This is a genomic window from Rahnella perminowiae, from assembly GCF_019049755.1.
GTDB classification, from domain to species: domain Bacteria; phylum Pseudomonadota; class Gammaproteobacteria; order Enterobacterales; family Enterobacteriaceae; genus Rahnella; species Rahnella perminowiae.
Genome location: NZ_JAFMOS010000565.1, coordinates 1 through 20,307, shown reverse-complemented (window position 1 = coordinate 20,307; position 20,307 = coordinate 1). Strand labels below are relative to the sequence as shown.

At 52.0% G+C, this 20,307-nt stretch carries 17 protein-coding genes; 8 read left to right on the top strand and 9 right to left on the bottom strand.

The window, feature by feature from the left end; genetic code table 11:
- Positions 1-166: 166 nt before the first annotated feature.
- A complete protein-coding gene (locus tag J1785_RS15010) occupies positions 167-1,240 on the top strand; it encodes a phage integrase (protein WP_217219715.1) in 1,074 nt (357 codons plus the stop codon).
- Positions 1,241-1,336: 96 nt separating this feature from the next.
- On the opposite strand, the gene J1785_RS15005 is transcribed toward J1785_RS15010, so the two are convergent.
- The 3 genes from J1785_RS15005 to J1785_RS14995 all read right to left on the bottom strand — a co-directional run bounded on the left by J1785_RS15005 (position 1,337) and on the right by J1785_RS14995 (position 2,698).
- On the bottom strand, positions 1,337-1,702 hold the full coding sequence (locus J1785_RS15005) for a bleomycin resistance protein (RefSeq protein ID WP_217219713.1): 366 nt from the start codon (positions 1,700-1,702) through the stop codon (positions 1,337-1,339).
- A gap of 200 nt (positions 1,703-1,902) precedes the next feature.
- Positions 1,903-2,190, bottom strand: coding sequence for a hypothetical protein (locus tag J1785_RS15000; RefSeq protein ID WP_129951516.1), 288 nt, complete (start codon positions 2,188-2,190; stop codon positions 1,903-1,905).
- The gene (locus tag J1785_RS14995; protein WP_217219711.1) at positions 2,183-2,698 is read right to left on the bottom strand and encodes a GNAT family N-acetyltransferase; all 516 of its coding nucleotides are present in this window, start codon (positions 2,696-2,698) and stop codon (positions 2,183-2,185) included. The genes J1785_RS15000 and J1785_RS14995 overlap by 8 nt, the downstream gene beginning before the upstream one ends.
- 270 nt (positions 2,699-2,968) lie before the next feature.
- Here J1785_RS14995 and ybjG point away from each other — a divergent pair, with 270 nt between their 5' ends.
- A complete protein-coding gene (gene ybjG, locus J1785_RS14990; RefSeq protein ID WP_129951518.1) occupies positions 2,969-3,574 on the top strand; it encodes an undecaprenyl-diphosphate phosphatase in 606 nt (201 codons plus the stop codon).
- 68 nt (positions 3,575-3,642) lie between these two features.
- On the opposite strand, the gene J1785_RS14985 is transcribed toward ybjG, so the two are convergent.
- Positions 3,643-4,854: a serine hydrolase gene (locus J1785_RS14985; protein WP_129951519.1), complete on the bottom strand. Its 1,212-nt coding sequence runs from the start codon at positions 4,852-4,854 to the stop codon at positions 3,643-3,645.
- A 307-nt stretch (positions 4,855-5,161) separates the two neighbouring features.
- Between J1785_RS14985 and J1785_RS14980 the strand changes: the two genes are divergently transcribed.
- The gene (locus J1785_RS14980) at positions 5,162-5,503 is read left to right on the top strand and encodes a GlpM family protein (protein WP_129990372.1); all 342 of its coding nucleotides are present in this window, start codon (positions 5,162-5,164) and stop codon (positions 5,501-5,503) included.
- A 140-nt stretch (positions 5,504-5,643) separates the two neighbouring features.
- Here J1785_RS14980 and J1785_RS14975 read toward each other — a convergent pair whose 3' ends face one another.
- Entirely contained in the window at positions 5,644-6,567 is a 924-nt protein-coding gene (locus J1785_RS14975; protein ID WP_129951521.1) for a LysR family transcriptional regulator, read from the bottom strand.
- A gap of 156 nt (positions 6,568-6,723) precedes the next feature.
- On the opposite strand from J1785_RS14975, the gene J1785_RS14970 reads away from it, so the two are divergent.
- Together J1785_RS14970 and J1785_RS14965 are read left to right on the top strand one after the other, a co-directional pair.
- Positions 6,724-8,145 carry a M20 family metallopeptidase gene (locus J1785_RS14970; protein WP_217219710.1) on the top strand — a complete coding sequence of 474 codons (1,422 nt, stop codon included), beginning with the start codon at positions 6,724-6,726 and terminating at the stop codon, positions 8,143-8,145.
- Positions 8,142-9,425 (top strand): MFS transporter, encoded by a 1,284-nt coding sequence (locus J1785_RS14965; protein WP_217138324.1) that lies wholly within the window; start codon positions 8,142-8,144, stop codon positions 9,423-9,425. Before J1785_RS14970 ends, J1785_RS14965 begins: the two co-directional genes overlap by 4 nt.
- Before the next feature lie 71 nt (positions 9,426-9,496).
- On the opposite strand, the gene J1785_RS14960 is transcribed toward J1785_RS14965, so the two are convergent.
- On the bottom strand, positions 9,497-10,648 hold the full coding sequence (locus J1785_RS14960) for a PQQ-dependent sugar dehydrogenase (protein ID WP_217219708.1): 1,152 nt from the start codon (positions 10,646-10,648) through the stop codon (positions 9,497-9,499).
- A 315-nt stretch (positions 10,649-10,963) separates the two neighbouring features.
- On the opposite strand from J1785_RS14960, the gene J1785_RS14955 reads away from it, so the two are divergent.
- From J1785_RS14955 to yicI, 3 genes are all read left to right on the top strand, one after another.
- The gene (locus J1785_RS14955; RefSeq protein WP_129951525.1) at positions 10,964-12,037 is read left to right on the top strand and encodes a sugar ABC transporter substrate-binding protein; all 1,074 of its coding nucleotides are present in this window, start codon (positions 10,964-10,966) and stop codon (positions 12,035-12,037) included.
- Between the two features lie 214 nt (positions 12,038-12,251).
- Complete coding sequence (locus J1785_RS14950; RefSeq protein ID WP_129951526.1) at positions 12,252-13,619, top strand: glycoside-pentoside-hexuronide family transporter; 1,368 nt, start codon at positions 12,252-12,254, stop codon at positions 13,617-13,619.
- A gap of 176 nt (positions 13,620-13,795) precedes the next feature.
- Positions 13,796-16,120, top strand: a complete 2,325-nt coding sequence (gene yicI, locus J1785_RS14945; protein ID WP_217219706.1) for an alpha-xylosidase — start codon at positions 13,796-13,798, stop codon at positions 16,118-16,120.
- Positions 16,121-16,179: 59 nt separating this feature from the next.
- Here yicI and xylR read toward each other — a convergent pair whose 3' ends face one another.
- The 3 genes from xylR to J1785_RS14930 form a co-directional block, all read right to left on the bottom strand.
- On the bottom strand, positions 16,180-17,367 hold the full coding sequence (gene xylR, locus J1785_RS14940; RefSeq protein ID WP_217219704.1) for a D-xylose utilization transcriptional activator XylR: 1,188 nt from the start codon (positions 17,365-17,367) through the stop codon (positions 16,180-16,182).
- 181 nt (positions 17,368-17,548) lie between these two features.
- On the bottom strand, positions 17,549-18,748 hold the full coding sequence (gene xylH, locus J1785_RS14935; protein WP_129990378.1) for a xylose ABC transporter permease XylH: 1,200 nt from the start codon (positions 18,746-18,748) through the stop codon (positions 17,549-17,551).
- Positions 18,741-20,282: a xylose ABC transporter ATP-binding protein gene (locus J1785_RS14930; RefSeq protein WP_129951530.1), complete on the bottom strand. Its 1,542-nt coding sequence runs from the start codon at positions 20,280-20,282 to the stop codon at positions 18,741-18,743. Before J1785_RS14930 ends, xylH begins: the two co-directional genes overlap by 8 nt.
- Positions 20,283-20,307: the final 25 nt, after the last annotated feature.

Sequence of the window (20,307 nt, the reverse complement as noted above, 5' to 3'; positions counted from 1 at the left end):
CCTTAGTTCAAGCAACAGCTGCAATTAACAGACCAATATTTGATGATTTTTCTAAGAAGATTGTTCCAATCCAATAATTTATCAGCATGTTTGGTCTTTTAATAACATACATTGACCACTGGTTTTATATACAGTTAAATGTGCCATTCTTTAGAGAGGATCGCACATGGCAGTACGCAAGCTTACAACTGGTCAATGGATTTGTGAATGCTACCCTGCTGGCCGCACTGGCCGCAGGGTTCGTAAACAATTTTCCACCAAAGGCGAAGCGCTTGCCTTTGAACGCCATACTATGGATGAAGCAGAGAATAAGCCCTGGCTTGGCGAGAAAACTGATCGCCGTACCCTGGAAGATATCGCCAAGCTTTGGTACAACCTACATGGCCAAGCCCTTACAGCAGGCTCAAAAACCTATAAGAAAATCTGCCTAATGGTTGAAGCTTTAGGCAACCCCCCCGCTACAACTTTTACCGCTAAAGACTTCGCTCACTATCGTGACAAGCGCCTAAACGGCGAAATCTACTTTTCTGATCGTTGGCGTCAAGGTGCTGATCCAACTACGGTGAACCTAGAACAAAGTCATTTGAGCGGAATGTTTAGCGAGCTAATTCGTTTGGGAGAATGGAAACAGCCTAATCCTCTTGAGACCCTTCGAAAATTTGCTACATCTGAAAAAGAAATGTCGTGGCTCACACATGAACAAATCAACATACTGCTTGAGGCTTGTAGCAAAGGAAGATCCGATTTGCCCCTAGTTGTTAAAATTTGTTTAAGCACAGGTTCGCGTTGGCGGGAGGCTGAGACATTAACGCGATCTCAAATCACCCCACATAAAATCACTTTTGTAAGAACCAAAAGTAAGAAAAACAGAAGTGTCCCGATCAGCAAAGAGCTTTATGAAGAAATCGTTGCGCAGCCGGGTGACCGATTTTTCAGTGAATGCTACTTCCGTTTTATGGCTGCTATCGACTCAACAGATATCGTCTTACCGCGTGGTCAGTTAACACATGTTCTTCGCCATACCTTCGCTGCGCATTTTATGATGTCCGGTGGCAATATACTTGTTTTACAGAGAATCCTTGGCCACTCCGATATTCAGATGACTATGCGCTATGCTCACTTCGCCCCTGAACATCTTGAAACTGCCCTCCACTTCAACCCATTAGCCACGATGAAAACTGGCGACAAAGTGGCGACAAAGGAAGGCAATAGCCCTGATTGGTCACCCCTGACCACATAATCAACATCATGAAAAATATGTAATTTATCGATTTTAAAGACCCGGTGACATTACCGGGTTTTTTCTTTTCTGCTTTACAAAACAAACCTTTACTGCTTATTTCTCGTTTTCAATCACCCGCACCAGCGTTCCGTCGATGTCGATCATCGCGCCCATTCTCAGCCCGGATGACTGCATGGTTGGCAGGTGGATACGCGGATGAGCGGTGTCGTCCTGCCCTATTCCGGCAGCAATTAAAGCATCAAAAAAATCACCGGCATTATCGACACGCAGACAGCAACTGAACCAGCTGGTGAGCGGATCAACGTCCGTATGCAGGAAAAACTCCAGCGTAATCGTGCCGCGGGCCATGATCAGCCAGCCGTCATCAACATACGTCGTGGTGAATCCAAAACTGCTATAAAAACGCTGGGTTTTTTCGAAATCACGTGAAGGAAGATTGGGTGTGGCGTAATCCGTCATCCTGGCCTCAGTGGTGTGTTGAATGTCACGCCATGATGCCTGAGCAAAAAGGATGAGGAAAGAGAAGGTCTTAACTATGTCATTCCCTGCCAACAGGCAGGGAATCAGGCACATGAGACGCGGAGCTCCGGAACTAAAGGGGCATGGCGTTTTTATCAGAACGGATACATCAGACCGGTAGCAACCTTGTCCTCGGGTTATTACATGATCCGCTCGAGATGTTGGCCTTTTCCCCCCAGACGTCCGTCGGTCTGATTCCATTCCTTCTCGTACGCCTGATAAGCAAATATAAAGGCCTGATGACCGTCTTCAAATAACTGATCGGGGCGTTTATGCCAGCCGGAATAAGCATCGTAGCGTAAAATCTCATAGCCGCCCGCAACCGGATGTAAAAGGTAGGTGTAGTGTTCACAAAATTCCGGTGCATAAGGAATATCTTCCCCCGCTTCCAGTGTGATAAACAAACCGCCGAGGCGTAATTTAATCATTGATATCCTTTTTCATGATCCACAACCTGGTGGTTTGGGTGGCGGTCACATAAGCCGTCTCAGCGACACAATGCATCCCCTGACGCTGATAAAAGCCGATAGCAGGCAGATTACTTTGCAATACGTCCAGCCAGAGAACGGGCTGATGATGATTTTTTGCCACGCGTTCAGCGAAAGCGAAAACGTCCGTCCCCAGGCCGCGCGAACGGTTCTCTGGCGTGAAATACAGTTTGCATAACTTCGCCCCCCGGCCTTCTGTACCATCCGGCGACACATTAAAATGCAGCTTAGCGAAACCGATGGCCTCCCCCTTATCCTGCGCAACCAGCCAGCAATAATCATGGCTTTTAAGGCTACGGGCTATCACCTCATCACCAAAATCTTCCGCCAGGAAAGCATCCAGCTCTTCATCGTTTTGCCATAAACCACCAAAATAATGGCGATACGTTTCCCGCCCCAGACGCTGCAACAGGCGTAAATCGCCCAATCTAGCTTCACGAATCTCCATTATGACACCTTTTGTGAAATCATTCGTTACATCTGCCTGTTGTCCCGCAACAGGGTAAGACAGCCGGCTTAAGGCTTCCTTAAGTTCTTCTCTTTACACTCTATTTCATCGTGAAACTATACCGTTATTCAATGAAAGCGGATATTCAGACGATGCACCCTTTACCTGCCGGACAGCACAAATTAACGTATTTGAAATTTTTTTGTGCTGTCAGCGCTTTGCCGGATTCTTTTGATGGCTATTTTGGCCTGTATAACTGAGGGTAGTATTATGGAGCAACTAAATCATTTGGTTTTTCTATGGATTAACGCGACACCGGCTTCACCGAAAGCGCTGATTCACCTTGCTACTTTTCTGGCCAATGACCTGATTATGATTGTCCCCCTGTTGATTATCGGCTTGTGGCTGTGGGGTCATCAGGAACGTATCGGTCAGCAGCGTGAGATGATCAGCAAGACAGCTATTGCGCTCCTTTTTGCGATGACAACGGCTAAAACGTTTTCTATGTTATTTCCGCATGCCCGTCCTTTTGTGGAAGGTGTTGGTTATAACTTCCTGCATCATTCACCGGACGACTCCTTCCCGAGTGATCACGGCACGGCCAGTTTCACCTTCGCACTGGCCTTTCTGTTCTGGCACCGACTCTGGTCAGGTGCGTTACTGATGGTAACCGCCTTATCGATCGCCTGGTCACGCATTTACCTTGGCGTGCACTGGCCGCTGGATATGGTGGGCGGGTTCCTGGTCGGTATGCTGGGTTGTCTGTTCGCGCAACTGGTGTGGAATTTGTTCGGCGAACCGATTAACGCGCTGATGTGTAAGGTTTACCGTTTCGGTTTTGCGTTCCCGATTAAAAAAGGATGGGTTCAGCACTGATCGGCTCCCCCGTTCAAAGCAAAAAAAACGAGGCCACCTGCGCCTCGTTTTTTTATGTCGGCAGATGATTATTTACCGAAGATGCTGCCCCACAACCCACTGATTTTCATCATCACAAAGTCCCAGATACGGCCAATAAAACCGGTTTCTTTCACTTCCTGCAATGCCACCAGAGGACGCTGTTCGATAACCTTGCCGTCCAGACTGAAATCGACCGTACCGACCACCTGATTTTTCGCCAGCGGTGCCTCAAGCTGCGCATTAGTCAGATGGAAGCTGGCCTTGAGATTTTTCAGCTGGCCTTTCGGCATTGTCAGCGAGGCATTTTCAGCCACGCCGAGCGGCACCATTTTCTCATCACCAAACCAGACGCGCTGACTGGTAAAGGCATCACCCGCTTTAATCGGCGTGAGTGTTTCGTAGAAACGGAACCCCCAGGTCAGCAGGCTTTCGCTTTCGTTGAAACGGATCCGGTCACTTGGTGCGCCCATCACCACGGCAATTAAACGCATGCCGGTAGAATCGCTGGCAGACGAAACCAGATTATAACCCGCACCTGATGTGTATCCGGTTTTGATGCCGTCAACGTTCAGGCTGGAACTCCACAACAGGCGGTTGCGGTTAATCTGCTTGATATGATTGAAGGTGAATTCTTTTTCTTTGTGCAGTGCATATTCATCCGGCGTATCGCGGATAAGCGCCTGCGACAACAGGGCCATGTCAGTGGCGGAGGTATATTGTCCGTCAGCATCCAGTCCGTGAACGGTTTTGAAATGCGTGTTTTGCAGCTTCAGTTGCTCAGCATAGCGATTCATCAGGTTGACGAATGAATCCTGGCTACCCGCCACAAAATCGGCCAGCGCAATACTGGCATCGTTACCTGACTGGATCACGATACCTTTGTTAAGCTCAGAAACCGGTACATGATCGCCCGGTTTGAGGAACATCAGGGAGGAGCCGCGCAGCACCGGGTTGCCGGTTGCCCAGGCATCATTACCGACGGAGACCAGATCATCAGATTTGATTTTGCCGGATTTGATCGCCTGTCCGACCACATAGCTGACCATGATTTTACTCAGGCTTGCCGGGTCAAGACGCGCATCGGGATTAGATTCCGTCAGGATCTTCCCGCTGTTGTAATCCATAAGCACCCAGGATTTGGCATTAATCTGAGGTGCGACCGGGGCGTTATCCGCCTGAGCGGCAGGAAGCGCCAGCAGCAAAACTCCACCGCCCAGCGCGTAAATGAAAGTCCGTTTGAATTGGGAAGAAATTGTCATAGGTATCAGCGCTTTTGTCCGGGTAATTGAAATTTATCTTATCTTTCAATCAGATTGTGCAACTCTGTCAGGTGTAGAACCTACTGCTTTCCGGGTCGGGAATAAACCTAAATAGTGTAAAGATCTTAAGAATAGTAGAAATTTCCGCTGCTTGCGCAAATCCAACTGGCGATAAAACCAGCAGTAAGCACTTGACCATTTCATTCAGATGGGACAGTTTATCTGTAAATAGCATACAAAATATCTATATCAATAAAGGGCTTATTCACCACGTTTCCCTCCGCGGCTGAACAGGTACAGGGCATCAATGACAGGTCTGTTGTTAAAAGCGCTGACTGGCGCACTGGTCGTGATTCTGATCGGCGTATTGTCTAAAACCCGCAACTATTACATTGCCGGTCTGGTTCCGCTGTTCCCCACTTTTGCCCTGATCGCCCATTATATTGTCGGCACAGAACGTAACATTGAAGCGCTGCGCACCACCATTATTTTTGGACTGTGGGCGGTGATCCCTTACACAGCGTATCTGATTTCTTTGTATTTTTTCATCGGCTCAATGAAACTGCACTACGCCCTGTTCGGTGCTGTGGTCTGCTGGTCACTGGCAGCATGGTTACTGATAAGCCTGTGGACGCGCTTTCATGCCTGATGAAGACCGCGTGACAATATCAGTCATAAAACCCTCAGGATGTAAACTTGCATGAGGCTGTTTGCACTCCGCTGAATGACGTCTGGCGCAAGCTGAAGTGGTCATGCTGCACGCATTTACAACAGACTGCATGCTGAGGGTTACAGCCGGAAATCACGGATAAAATCTTCGTTTTCACGCGTCAGTTCGTCCCGGATAAAATCAATGAACTGACGCAGTGAGGCCGGGCGTCGTTTACCGGCCGGTGACTGCAACTGCAGCGTGCGCTGGCTGAGTTGCTCAATGTTGACCGGTTTAACGCGTAACCTGTCGCGGCGCGCTTTGTACATAATGGAAAAATGGCTGCATGCCGCAATCGCGCCCGGCGTCTGTACCATAAAATCGTACAGCGTGGAAAAACGGTTACAACTCACCGCAGGCTCAAGAAAAATGCCATTCATCCGGCAGGATAAATCAAACAACTGGCGGATGGTGCTGCCCTGCTCGTTCATCGCCAGCGGGTACGGATGCAAATCCGTCAACTGCACCTCAGTTTCCGCCAGCGGATGATCCGGACGCATCACCATCCGCACCGGTGCGGGGAAAGACGCCAGAATATCCACGCCGCGCTCCGCCGCCAGACTGAACTGCAACGCCAGATCCACTTCGCCGTTGTGGATCATCTCTGACACTTCTACCGCCGTGCCGACGTTGAGATAAAACATCACTCCCGGGTTGTTCAGCCGGAACTGTGAAAACAGTTGCGGCAACAAATCAAACGCCAGTCCGTCAGTGCAGGCCATACGGATCACCGTGCGGCGCACCGCGTTCAGCCCCTGAATTTCTGCAATGGCGTGCTCCATCTCCATCATGCTTTTGCGCACATGGTTTTCCAGAATCTGTCCGGCATCGTTGAGCACCATACCCCGGGCATGGCGCTCAAACAGCGGTGCGCCGATACGTTCTTCAAGGCGCTGGATCTGGCGACTGATGGCAGAGACGGCGACAAATAATTGCCTGCTCGCCGCACTCAGCGAACCGGTATTTGCCACCACCAGGAAATAGCGAATTTCCGTACTTTGCATAACCGTCTTGCCTCATAACTGTGCAAACCAGCATTACAATAAAAGCAACGCTAAGTTGCAATTATTATTATTGTGGCAACGCTTGCGCAGCGCTTAGAGTGAAACTGCTAAAAAAACCAACAATAAATCCTCAAAACATTTAAAAGCAGGTTATTCATGACAGCGGAAAATATCGTAGAACAGGCATTAGCCTGGTTTGATCAGGGTGAATATAAACGAACGTTGGCACGCAGGGTGGCTATTGCCACTGAAAGCCAGAGTCAGCTGCGTGATGCAGAACTGGCGCGTTATCTGGATGAAGAGATTAAACCGGCACTTTCAGCGATGGGTTTCAGCCTGCTCAGCATTGAAAATCCTCATGCCGTCAACCGACCTTTCCTGATTGCTACACGCATCGAAGACAGCAAATTGCCTACCGTACTGAGCTATGGTCACGGCGACGTGGTGTTCGGTGACGATGAGAACTGGCGCAGTGATCTGTCGCCGTGGGTGTTGAAAGAGGAAGGCGATCGCTGGTACGGACGCGGCAGCGCCGATAACAAAGGCCAGCACAGCGTCAACATTGCGGCACTTGAACAAATCTTTAAAGCACGCGGCGGGCGCCTCGGCTTTAACTGCAAACTGCTGTTTGAAATGGGTGAGGAAATCAGCTCTCCCGGGCTGGCAGAACTTTGCCGCGACTATTATGACGAACTCAGCGCCGATATTTTTCTGGCATCCGACGGCCCGCGCCTGAGCGCTGCACGTCCGACGTTGTTTCTGGGTTCGCGCGGTGCGGTAAATTTCCGTCTGAGTATCCATGCCCGCGACAACGCCTATCACTCCGGTAACTGGGGCGGTCTGCTGACCAATCCCGGCATCCAGCTTGCCAATGCGCTGGCCTCGCTGGTGAATCAACAGGGTCAGTTACAGGTGGCAGCGCTTAAACCTCCTGCTGTCAGTGATGCAGTGCGGGAAATTCTCAGTGATGTTAAGGTCGGGGGTGACAAAAACGATCCGCAAATCGACCCGGACTGGGGCGAAGCCGGGCTGACACCCACCGAGCGTTTATATGCCTGGAATACGCTGGAAGTACTGTCATTCCTGACCGGCAATCCGCAGCGCCCGATGAACGCCATCCCCGCCAGCGCTACGGCGGTCTGTCAGTTGCGTTTTGTGGTTGGCACTGACTGGAAAAACCTGACAAAACATGTCCGTGATCATCTCCATGCGCACGGTTTCCCGCAGGTAGAAGTGGAATTTATGCGTGGTTCGCCGGCCACCCGTTTTGACCCGACCGACCCGCTGGTGGGCTGGGCGCTGGATATCATGCAGCAAGCCACCGGCAAAAAACCGGCACTGCTACCGAACCTCGGCGGTTCACTGCCCAATGACGTCTTTGCCGATATTCTCGGTCTGCCGACGTTATGGGTGCCGCATTCCTATCCGGCCTGCGGTCAGCATGGCGTCAACGAACATATGCTGCTTTCCGTCGCCCGTGAAGGGCTGGCAATCATGACCCACCTGTTATGGGACTTCGGTGAGCACGGCACCGCCCTGCTCGCTCAGCACAGTGATCATGCCGGAGGTGCCCGATGAGCCAGTTAACGGCTTCACCCAACGCAACAGGCAATGCGGCAGATAAACCGGGCCTGATGAAAACCCTTTTTGCGACCTGTATCGGTAACGCGCTGGAATGGTTTGATATCGCGATTTACGGTTTTTTCGCCAGCTATATTGCTCATGCCTATTTCCCGACATCCGACCCGACCGTTTCCCTGTTACTGACATTCGGCAGCTTCGGCGTGTCATTCCTGATCCGCCCGCTCGGTGCCATTGTACTGGGCGCTTATGCGGACAGGCACGGGCGCAAAGCCTCGTTGCTGTTATCCATTAGCCTGATGATGGCCGGCGGCCTGATCATCGTGATCACGCCGTCTTACGGCACTATCGGCATGGCGGCTCCGCTGCTGATTCTGGCGGCCCGTCTGATCCAAGGTTTTTCAGCGGGTGGCGAATTCGGCAGTTCTACGGCTTTTCTGGTCGAACACTTCCCGGAACGCAAAGCATTTATCGCCAGCTGGCAATTCGCGACACAGGGTGCGAGTACACTGCTGGCATCAGCATTCGGACTGGGCTTATCGGCAGTGCTGAGTGAAACACAACTTCAGGACTGGGGATGGCGGATCCCGTTTATCTTCGGGCTGCTGATAGGGCCGGTGGGTTTGTATATCCGCCGCCATATCCGGGAATCGGACAGTTTCAGCAAGGCCAGGAAAACCGCCTCGCCGTTGAAAGAAATCGTGCGGGCGCAAAAAGGTCTGTTCTTTACCGCGATTGGTCTGATGGTGGTCTCTACTGCCATTAACTATATGCTCAACTATGTGCCGACGTACGCGACCAAAACGCTGCATTTACCCGCGTCGGCGGGGTTCAGCGCCACGCTGGCGGCCGGGATTATCCTGACAGTAGTGACACCGGTGATGGGATTGTGGGCGGAGAAAATTGGCCGTCTGCCGCTGATGTGGGGGTCGCTTATTTTGCTGTTGCTGACCGTGTATCCGGCGTTCTGGCTGATGCTGCAACATACCTCCGCGATGTCCTTGCTGTTGCTGATAAGCTGGCTGGCACTGCTGAAATCGGTGTATTTCTCCACCGTGCCGTCGATGATGGCTGACCTGTTCCCGATCACCACCCGCGCCAGCGGCATGGCGATCAGCTACAACGTCGCCGTAACCGTGTTCGGTGGATTTGCGCCCTTCATCTGTACATTGCTGATTTCCGCCACCGGCAGCAGTCTGGCACCGGGCTACTATCTGATGATGGTGGGTTTGCTCAGCGTCTGGGCATTGTTCAGAGCGCAAAAAACCCAGCACTGAGGGATCTGACAGGCTGAATCTGAGGCGGGCTAAAATGGCCCGCCTTTTTTATTGACTTAATCCTTCAACGGCTAAGTCTGCGGTGCCACTTTCAGTAATTTGCCGTCACGATCGTCAGTCAGTACATACACAAATCCGTCAGTACCCACCTGCACTTCACGAATACGTTCCTTGCGGTCACTGAGTAAACGCTCTTCATGTGTGACTTTCTCCCCGTCGAGTGTCAGGCGGATCAGCGACTCTGACGCCAGCGCGCCGACAAACAGCGAGTTTTTCCATTGCGGGAATTTCTGCGCATTATAAAACGCCATGCCACTTAATGCCGGTGAAACTTTCCAGTAATAAATCGGATCTTCCGCGCCTGCTAACGTGGTGCCTTTGGCCTCCGGGATCGGCTGTCCGGAATAGTTGATCCCGAATGTCGCCAGCGGCCAGCCGTAGTTTTTACCGGCTTTCGGCAGATTCACTTCATCGCCGCCGCGCGGACCGTGTTCGGTTTCCCACAACGCGCCGCTCCACGGATTAACCGCCAGCCCCTGCGGATTACGATTACCGTAGGTCCAGATTTCCGGTTTCGCACGTTTGTCGTGAACAAACGGGTTGTCCTGCGGCACCCCGCCTTCCGCTGTCAGACGTAAAATTTTGCCTTGCAACTGGTTGAGATGCTGCGCGTTAATGCGCTGGTTATTGTCACCGGTGGACAGAAAAATATTGCCCTTGTCATCAAATGCAATACGCCCGCCGAGATTAATGCCGCTTTGTAAGGCCGGTTGCTGAACAAATATGACCTTAAAATCTGCCAGGGTTTTATTGTCCGCCGACAATGTGCCATAACCCAGGGCGGCATGTGGTTCACCCTTTTCTCCCGGTTGCGCAAATGTCAGATACACCCGGCGGTTACTGTCAAAATCAGGCGATAAGCGCACGTCCCACAAACCGGCCTGTCCTGCGACCCAGACGGCCGGTACACCGTTCAACGGCGCAGACAATCCTGAGTCCGGCTTCCACAGCCGCAGTTGTCCGCTGCGTTCGGTAATCAATGCCCCCTGATTATCGGGTAAAAAAGCCAAAGACCAGGGGTGATCGAGCCCCCTGGCCAGTTCCGTTACCTGTGCGCCGGCCAGCGGCGGTGGAACGGGGGATTTCGGGGCGGCACAGACGTGGGTGGTTAACATCATCGCTATAAAAGCAGGCAGTAATGTGTCGCGCAAAGAAAATGGCATAGCGCTTCTCCCGAAGTGATTTTTGCAGGTGAAGAGGAAAACATTAGAATCACAGACAAAATTCAGTTTAGGCCATGTCCCTGATTTTGCTCAGCGGTTGCGTACGGCTATAACCTACAGGAATAACAGCGCTGCTAAATATAATAACAACAAGGCATTCCCTCTTTTGTAACATACCGGTAAACTGCCTTCACAGAATAGACGTCCAGACAGACAGACTTCTGCACATCCTCAATCTGGAAAGCCGCATTGCCTTCCCGGATTTACGCCCAAAAACACCAGAAAAAACATCGCGTCCGACGGAGCTGTTCAATAATGAAAAAAATATCCGCCTCCCTGCTGGCATTAAGCCTGTTTTCCGCTCTGCCGGCGTTCGCTGCCGGTGAAACACCCGCGCCGGTTCCTGCGGTTATTGCTCAGCACAACGGTCCTGTGCGCATTGCGGTTATCCGTAATCTGGGCTCCGACGATAACACCACGCAGTTTCTGGCCGGTGCCATTAAACAGGGACGCGCGCTTGGCTTTAAAGTGGATACTTTCCTCAGTAATGGCGATGACGCGAAATTTCAGGATTTCGTTAATCAGGCTATTAGCCAGAAATACGACGGTATTATCCTGTCACAGGGGCGCGGCCCGTATTCTGAGGCGCTGGTGAAACGCATCGCGGCAGCGGGTATTGCGGTGTCCGCATTTGATACCGAAGTGCCGGAAAACATTCCTGGCGTTACGGTCACCCGCCAGGACGATGCCTCGCTGGCGAAAGCATCTGTTGGTCAGCTGGTGAAAGATTTCAACGGTAAAGCCAATATCGTCAAATTGTGGGTGGCCGGTTTCCCGCCAATGGAACGCCGCCAGAAAACCTACGAAGCGATTTTAAAAGAGAATCCGGGCATTCATCAGCTGGAATCTATCGGCGCAGTCTCTTCTGATGTGCAGGGCGATACCGCAAACAAAGTCGGTGCAATTCTCGCCAAATATCCGAAAGGGCAAATTGACGCTATCTGGGGTGCATGGGATGCCTTTAGTCAGGGCGCATATAAGGCGCTGAAAGAAAATGGCCGTACCGAGATTAAACTTTACAGCATCGATGTGTCGAACCAGGATTTACAGCTGATGCGCGAAAAAGGCAGCCCGTGGCAGATGACGGCTGCGGTGGACACACAGCTGATTGGTGCGGTTAACCTGCGAATTGTGGCACTCAAAATTGCCGGCGAGAAAACCCCGGCAACCTATGAATTCCCGGCGCAGACAATTCCGCAATCTTTGCTGCTTAGCCAGCCGGACGGCATCAACGTGACCGGACTGAGCAAAATCATTCCTGGCTGGGGTAAATCTGCAGATTTCACCGCACCGTGGTTTGCGACGCTGGAAGCCAAATACAAAAAATAATCCCCTGGGCCTCCCGGAAACGGGAGGTTTTTTCAGCATTTTACGGGTCTATATCAGGCGCTTCCCCTCACTTTTCCCGCTCAACATTCCCCCGTTTGCCTTGTCCGATCACAGAAATAAAGAAACATAAATTCAGAAACAAAAATCTCAATAGCCGCAGACCCCCGCCAACCGTTAAAAACGTACTCTCCCTTTTCATATGGACATTCACGCAATGAGTACAGAAATCCTTTCGGTCAAGGAAAAGATTGGATACGGATTAGGTGACGCCGCCAGTCATATCATTTTCGATAACGTCATGCTCTACATGATGTTTTTCTATACCGATATTTTCGGCATTCCGGCGGGTTACGTCGGTACAATGTTCCTGCTGGCCCGCGCACTGGACGCGATCTCGGACCCGTGCATGGGATTACTGGCAGACCGTACCCGCACGCGCTGGGGAAAATTCCGCCCTTATGTGCTCTTCGGCGCCATTCCTTTTGGCATCGTCTGCGTATTCACCTACACCACGCCGGAGCTAAGCATGACCGGCAAAATGATTTATGCCGCCATCACATATACCCTGCTGACGCTGATGTATACCGTGGTCAATATTCCTTATTGCGCTCTCGGCGGTGTGATTACCTCTGACCCGGCGCAGCGGATTTCGCTGCAATCGTACCGCTTTGTTCTCGCCACGGCAGGCGGCATGCTAAGTACCGTGCTGATGATGCCGCTGGTTAACTTTATCGGCGGTGAAAATAAAGCGCTCGGTTATCAGGGCGGGATTGCGGTACTGGCGATTGTCGCTGCCGTGATGCTGGCGATTTGTTTTGCCACGACCAAAGAACGTATTGACCCGGGCAAACCGACCGGCACCATGCGCGAAGACTTACGTGACATCTGGCACAACGACCAGTGGCGTATTGTCGGCCTGCTGACCATCCTCAATATCATGGCGGTCGCGGTTCGCGGCGGCGCCATGATGTATTACGTGACGTACATTCTCGGCAATCCGGTGCTGTTCGCCTGGTTCCTTGGCGTGTATTCCGTCGGCAACCTGATCGGCAGCGCACTGGCGAAGCCGCTTACCGACTGGAAATGTAAGGTCAGCGTTTTCTGGTGGACTAACGCCATTCTGGCGGTTCTGAGCATCGGCATGTTCTTCCTGCCTGTTCACGGCAGCGTTGTGATGTTTATCTTTATCTTTATTATCGGCGTCCTCCATCAGCTCGTGACCCCGATTCAATGGGTAATGATGTCTGACACTGTCGATTACGGTGAATGGAACGACGGAAAACGCCTCACGGGTATCAGCTTTGCAGGCACTCTGTTTGTGCTGAAACTCGGTCTGGCACTGGCTGGTGCCATGATCGGCTGGATGCTGGCAGGTGCCGGTTATCAGTCCGGTGCTGCCACTCAAAACAGTGCCACCATGACCAGCATTGTCGCACTGTTTACGGTGGTTCCGGCCGTCTGTTATCTGCTGAGCGCCATCATCTGTAAACGCTATTACATTCTTCGCACCCCGCTGCTGCGCCGCATCCTTGATGAGGTCGCACAGGGCATCCGCCGTAATCAGCAAGAATTTATGAAATAAACCTGCTTTTGAAGAACTGAAACTGTTTTAACTGAACATGCCCAAAATCATTCGTGCTGAATCAAGAGGGCAACTCAGTGAATCCCCGGGAGCATACATAAATATGTGGCCGGGGTTCGCGAAGGCAGCCAACGCAGAGTCAGTATGAAGGATGAAGGGCTAGAGGAGAAAAATTAATGAAAATCAGTGATGGTAACTGGTTGATCCAGGAAGGATTGTCACTCACGCATCCGCTTCAGGTGTTTGAAGTACAACGCTCAGGAAATGAGATGGTGATTTACGCCGCGCCGAAAGATGCATCGGAACGCGCCAGCCAGCTCGACTCACCGCTGTTTACGCTGCGTTTCTTCTCACCGCAGACCGGCGTAATAGGTGTACGCATTACTCATTTTGATGGTGAAAGAGAGAAAGGCCCGCATTACCCGTTAATCCAAACCGACACACCAGAACTGCGTTTTGAAGATAACGATGAATTCGCCGCACTGCACAGCGGTGATCTCTGTGTTCGTGTGACCAAAGGCAATAACTGGACGCTGGATTTCCTGCGCAACGGCCGCCGGATCACCGGCAGTGTTGCGAAGTCTAACGGCTATGTGCAAGATGCGAAAACACAGAAAACCTACATGATGGAACGTCTGGATCTGGGCGTCGGCGAAACGGTTTACGGCCTGGGAGAGCGTTTCACCGCACTGGTTAAAAATGGTCAGACGGTTGAGACCTGGAACCGTGACGGCGGCACCAGCACAGAGCAATCCTACAAAAACATTCCGTTCTACCTGACGAACCGCGGCTATGGCGTGCTGGTGAATCATCCCGAATGTGTGTCTTTTGAAGTTGGCTCTGAAAAAGTCTCCAAGGTGCAGTTCAGCGTGGAAGGCGAGTATCTCGAATATTTTGTTATCGACGGCCCGACGCCGAAAAAAGTGCTCGACCGTTATACCCGCCTGACCGGCCGCCCTGCACTTCCACCAGCCTGGTCGTTTGGCCTGTGGCTGACGACTTCGTTTACCACCAATTATGATGAAGCAACCGTCAACAGCTTTATTGACGGCATGGCAGAACGTGAACTGCCACTACATGTTTTCCATTTTGACTGCTTCTGGATGAAGGCTTTCCAGTGGTGTGATTTCGAATGGGATCCGCAAACTTTCCCGGATCCACAGGGTATGTTGCAGCGCCTGAAAGCGCGCGGTCTGAAAATCTGCGTGTGGATCAATCCGTACATCGGCCAGAAATCGCCGCTGTTCCATGAGGGCAAAGTAAAAGGCTATCTGCTCAAACGCCCTGACGGTCGTGTCTGGCAGTGGGATAAATGGCAGGCAGGCATGGGGATTGTCGATTTCACCAATCCACAGGCCTGCGAATGGTACGCCGGACACCTGAAACGTCTGGTGGATATGGGCGTAGATTGCTTCAAAACCGATTTCGGTGAACGTATTCCTACCGATGTTATCTGGCACGACGGCAGTGATCCGCAGAAGATGCATAACCATTATGCGTTCGTGTACAACAAACTGGTGTACGAAACATTGCAGGATAAGCTTGGTGCCGATGAAGCAGTCCTGTTTGCCCGCTCAGCCTCGGTGGGCGCACAACAATTCCCGGTTCACTGGGGCGGTGACTGTTATGCCACTTACGAGTCCATGGCTGAAAGCCTGCGCGGCGGATTATCCATCGGGTTGTCCGGCTTTGGTTTCTGGAGCCATGACATTGGCGGCTTCGAAAACACCGCACCGGCACATATCTACAAACGCTGGTGCGCATTCGGCCTGCTCTCCAGTCACAGCCGCCTGCATGGCAGTAAATCCTATCGTGTGCCGTGGGTATATGACGATGAAGCCTGCGACGTGGTACGCCAGTTCACGCAGCTTAAATGCCGCCTGATGCCGTATCTCTACCCGGCATCTGCACAGGCCGCCAGTCATGGAACGCCGGTGATGCGCGCCATGATGCTGGAGTTCCCTGAAGATCCGGCATGCGATTATCTCGATCGCCAATATATGCTCGGTGACGACCTGCTGGTGGCACCCGTTTTCAGCGAAGAAGGCGACGTCGATTTCTATCTGCCGCAAGGCCGCTGGACGCATCTTCTGAGCAACGACGTGGCTGAAGGCTCACGCTGGCATCGTCAGCAGCATGGCTTCGACAGTTTGCCGTTGTATGTCCGTCCGAATACCTTGCTGGCGCTTGGCAGCAATGATCAGAAGCCGGATTATGTTTACAACCAGCAGCCTCAATTCCATTTGTTCGAACTGGAAGAAGGCGCGGTCGCGGAAAGCACGATCACGGATCTGAGCGGGAAAACCGTCTTCACTCTCAGCGCGGTGCGCAATGGCAACACCATCATTCTGACCAGTAAAGGCGACGCGCCAGGCTGGACGCTCTGTCTGCGTAATATTCAGCAGATAGCCGGTTTTAGTCAGGGCACATCAGCAATTCAGGCATCGGGCATCGTCCTGACACCCGAAGCGGGCTGTAAAGAGTTCGTGATTACGTTATAAAATTCATCAATAATCGGCCTCGCCGCCTTTCCGGGCTGCGGGGCTTTTTTATGCGGTGCCTAAACGTCCTGATAAACACTTTCGCCATGAATGCTACGGTATTCTTTAGGCGTCATTTCATAGCCTTTTTTAAATACTGAATAGAAATATTGCAGCGAGGGATAACCGCACATTTGCGAGATCTCATTGATGGAAATCGAGGTGGCGGCCAGCAGATTGCGGGCACGATCGAGTTTTTCTTCGTGGATCACTCCGTGAATCGTTTGCCCGGTTTCATCTTTAAAACGTTTCTCAAGGTTAGATCGCGACATGCCAATGGCATCCAGCACCTGCTCAACTTTAATCCCTTTGCAGGCGTGATAACGGATGTAATGCATAGCCTGAATGACGGCAGGGTCACGCAGTGATCGGAAATCCGTTGAACGACGCTCTACTACCTTCACCGGCGGCACCAGAATACGCTGTAACGGCAATTCGCGCTGGTCCAACAACTGATGCAAAAGTTTCGCGGCGCGATAGCCCATCTGACGCGTGCCCTGTACTACGGATGACAACGCGACACGCGACAGGTAGCGCGTCAGTTCCTCATTATCGATACCAATGACGCAAAGCTTTTCTGGCACAGGAATATTCAGATGCTCGCATACCTGTAACAGATGCCGCGCCCGGGCGTCGGTGACAGCAATAATGCCGGTTTGCTGTGGCAGTGTCTGGATCCAATCCGCCAGCCGGTTCTGGGCGTGCTGCCAGTTTTCCGGTGCGGTTTCCATGCCCTGATAGACTACGCCCTGATACTGCTCGGCAGACACCAGCTTTCTGAACGCATACTCGCGTTCCTGCGCCCAGCGCTTTCCCCCTGCATCAGGCAGACCGTAAAATGCAAAACGGTTAATCCCCTTTTCTTTCAGGTGCATAAAGGCCGCTTCAACCAGTGCGTAGTTGTCGGTAGCGATATAATGTACCGGCGGATAATCTTCTTCCTGATGATAGGAACCGCCCACGCCGACAATCGGCACGTTGAGACCTTCGAGCAACGTTTCAATTTCACGGTCGTCAAAATCGGCGATCACGCCATCACCTAGCCAGTCTTTAATGTTGTCGATGCGACAGCGGAAATCTTCCTCAATAAAGATATCCCAGTCACTTTGTGAGGCCTGAAGGTATTCACCTACGCCTTCGACGACCTGACGGTCATAGACTTTATTGGCGTTAAATAACAACGTGATCCGATAACGTTTTTCAAACATACCTGTTTCTCACCGATGATCTAATAGACTAAAGCCTCATTCATTTGCACTAATGAATGAGGCTGATTGGGTTGGTCAATAGCACAACACAAGGGCTTACGTAGATTTGGCATAGCGAATTTGTGAGGCTCCTCAGGTTTTCCTGAATGACAGTCCGCCATCACGGTGATCTTCGCTGACTTTATGCGCGCCGTTTGGTCGCAGAATCCATCCAGACCGCCAGCAGTAAAATCGCGCCTTTGACGATGTATTGCCAGAACGTCGGCACATCCAGCATGCTCATGCCGTTATCCAGCGAGGCCATAATGAAAGCCCCCATAACGGCACCGGCCACGCTGCCAACACCGCCTGCAAGGCTGGTTCCGCCAATAACACAAGCCGCGATGGCATCCAGTTCCGCGATATTGCCCGCCGAAGGCGAACCAGCCCCCAACCGCGAACTGAGGATCAGACCGGCAATCGCTACCATCAGCCCGTTGATCGCAAACACCGCCAGTTTGCTGCGCTCCACGTTAACGCCGGATAACCGTGCCGCTTCTATGTTGCCGCCAATCGCATAAATACGGCGACCAAATGCAGTACGGGAGGCCATGAACATGCCGCCCAGCATCAGCGCCACCAGAATCAGCACGGGCGTCGGCACACCGCGATAATCATTGAGCAGGTAAATAGCCCCCAGCGCAATAATCGCAGTGAGAGCCTGACGGGTCACATCACTTTTTGCTGCTGTCAGCGGCAAACCCAGTGCCGCCCGCTGTTTGCGCCTGCGCCATTGCCAGCCAATGAACAGGGCCAGCGCAATTGCGCCAATACCAAAACCGAAAGAATCAGGCAGATAACTCTGACCAATTAATGACATGGCAGGGGTTGTCGGCGATACCGTGGTGCCGCTGGTGATACCAATCAGAATGCCGCGAAACGCCAGCATTCCGGCCAGGGTTACGATAAATGAGGGGACCTTGCGATACGCGACCCACCAGCCATTCCAGGCACCCAGTAACAATCCGAGCGCCAGTGTCACCACAATAGTGAGCGGCAACGGCCAGCCGAGCCAGACATCGAAAATTGCCGCCGCGCCACCGAGTAATCCCATCATGGAGCCGACTGACAGGTCGATTTCCGCCGAGATAATGACAAATACCATACCGACAGCCAGAATGCCGGTGATTGCCGTCTGGCGCAGCAGGTTAGACACGTTACGGGCACTGATATAGGCGCCATCGGTGGTCACGCTGAAAAAGACAATAATCACCGCAATGGCCGCCAGCATGACGAATACCTGCAGGTTAATGCTTTTTAGTTTCTGTATCGAAAATAACACGTCAGCCTCATCGGGACGGGCTGACGCAGACGGGGTTCCCGGCTGTGGAAATTTAGACATAAGATTCACTCCTCAGTGCGGCTTCCATGACCTGTTCCTGACTTAAATTGTTGTTATCCAGACAGGCTTTGACCTGCCCGAGATGCATCACTACTACCCGATCGCTGAGCCCCAGCACTTCGGGTAACTCTGATGAAATGACGATAATCGCCATTCCCTGCGCCGCGAGCTGGCCGATCAATTTGTAAATTTCATGTTTTGCCCCGACGTCGATCCCGCGCGTCGGTTCATCAAGAATGAGGATTTTAGGTTTGAGCAGCAGACACCTCGCCAGAATGGCTTTTTGCTGATTGCCACCACTGAGCCGCCCGATCGCCAGTTCGGGAGAAGATGTTTTGATTTTGAGTTGCTTCACTGACTCACTGATAGTGTGCTGTTCCTGGGCTTCGCGCAGAACACCGCCGCCGCTGAACTGACTTAACGCCGCCAGCGTAATGTTGCTGCCAACCGCCATCACCGGCACGATGCCGTCACGTTTACGGTCTTCAGGCACCATCGCCAGCCCGCGGCGCATCGCATCACGGCAATCGGTGATCTGCACTTTTGAACCTTGCAACCAGATATCTCCCGACCAGCGCCCGGGATAAACACCGTACAAACATTCCATCATTTCTGTTCTTCCGGCGCCCACCAGCCCGGCGACACCCAGCACCTCGCCCTGCCGCAGGGTAAAACCGGCGTTATCCACCCGTTTGATATGCCGGTTAACCGGATGCCAGGCAGTGAGATTTTCCACCCGTAAAATTTCTTCACCGATCTGGCGTTCACGGGACGGAAAGAGTTCAGTCAGTTCGCGCCCCACCATCATGGCGATAATTTCTTTCTCAGATGTCCCTGCGGCATTGCAGGTGGCGATATGTCTCCCATCACGGATCACACACAGTTTGTCGGAAATGGCTTTGACTTCGTTGAGTTTGTGAGAAATGTAAATGCAGGCGATATCGTGATGACGCAGGTCACGAATGATATCGAGCAAAATCGCCGTTTCACTTTCGGTCAGAGACGCCGTCGGTTCGTCCAGCACCAGCAACCGGACCTGCTTGTTCAGCGCTTTGGCAATTTCAACCAGTTGCCGCTGCCCAAGGCCCAGTTCACCAACCCGTGTATGCGGGTCAATATTGAGTTTGACCTGCGCCAGCATGCGCTGGCAGCGCAAATACATTTTATCGGTATCGAGCATCCCGTAACTGCCCCACTCATTTCCCAGAAACATGTTTTCCAGTACGCTCAGTTGTTTTACCAGCGCGAGTTCCTGATGAATAATCGCAATCCCTTTTTGCTCGGTATCCCGGATACCCTTCGCTGTAAGCCGTTCTCCTGAAAAATAAATTTCACCTTCAAATGTGCCTTGCGGATAAATACCGCACAACACTTTCATTAATGTGGATTTACCTGACCCATTTTCACCGCACAGTGATAACACCTCTCCCGCAGATAACGTCAGGCTAATATTATCAACGGCTTTTACCACACCAAACCTCTTAGTGATATTGCGCATATCCAGCAACGGTAATTTTTCATATTGTTCTGGCATTTTCACCCCCGGCAGAAACAACACC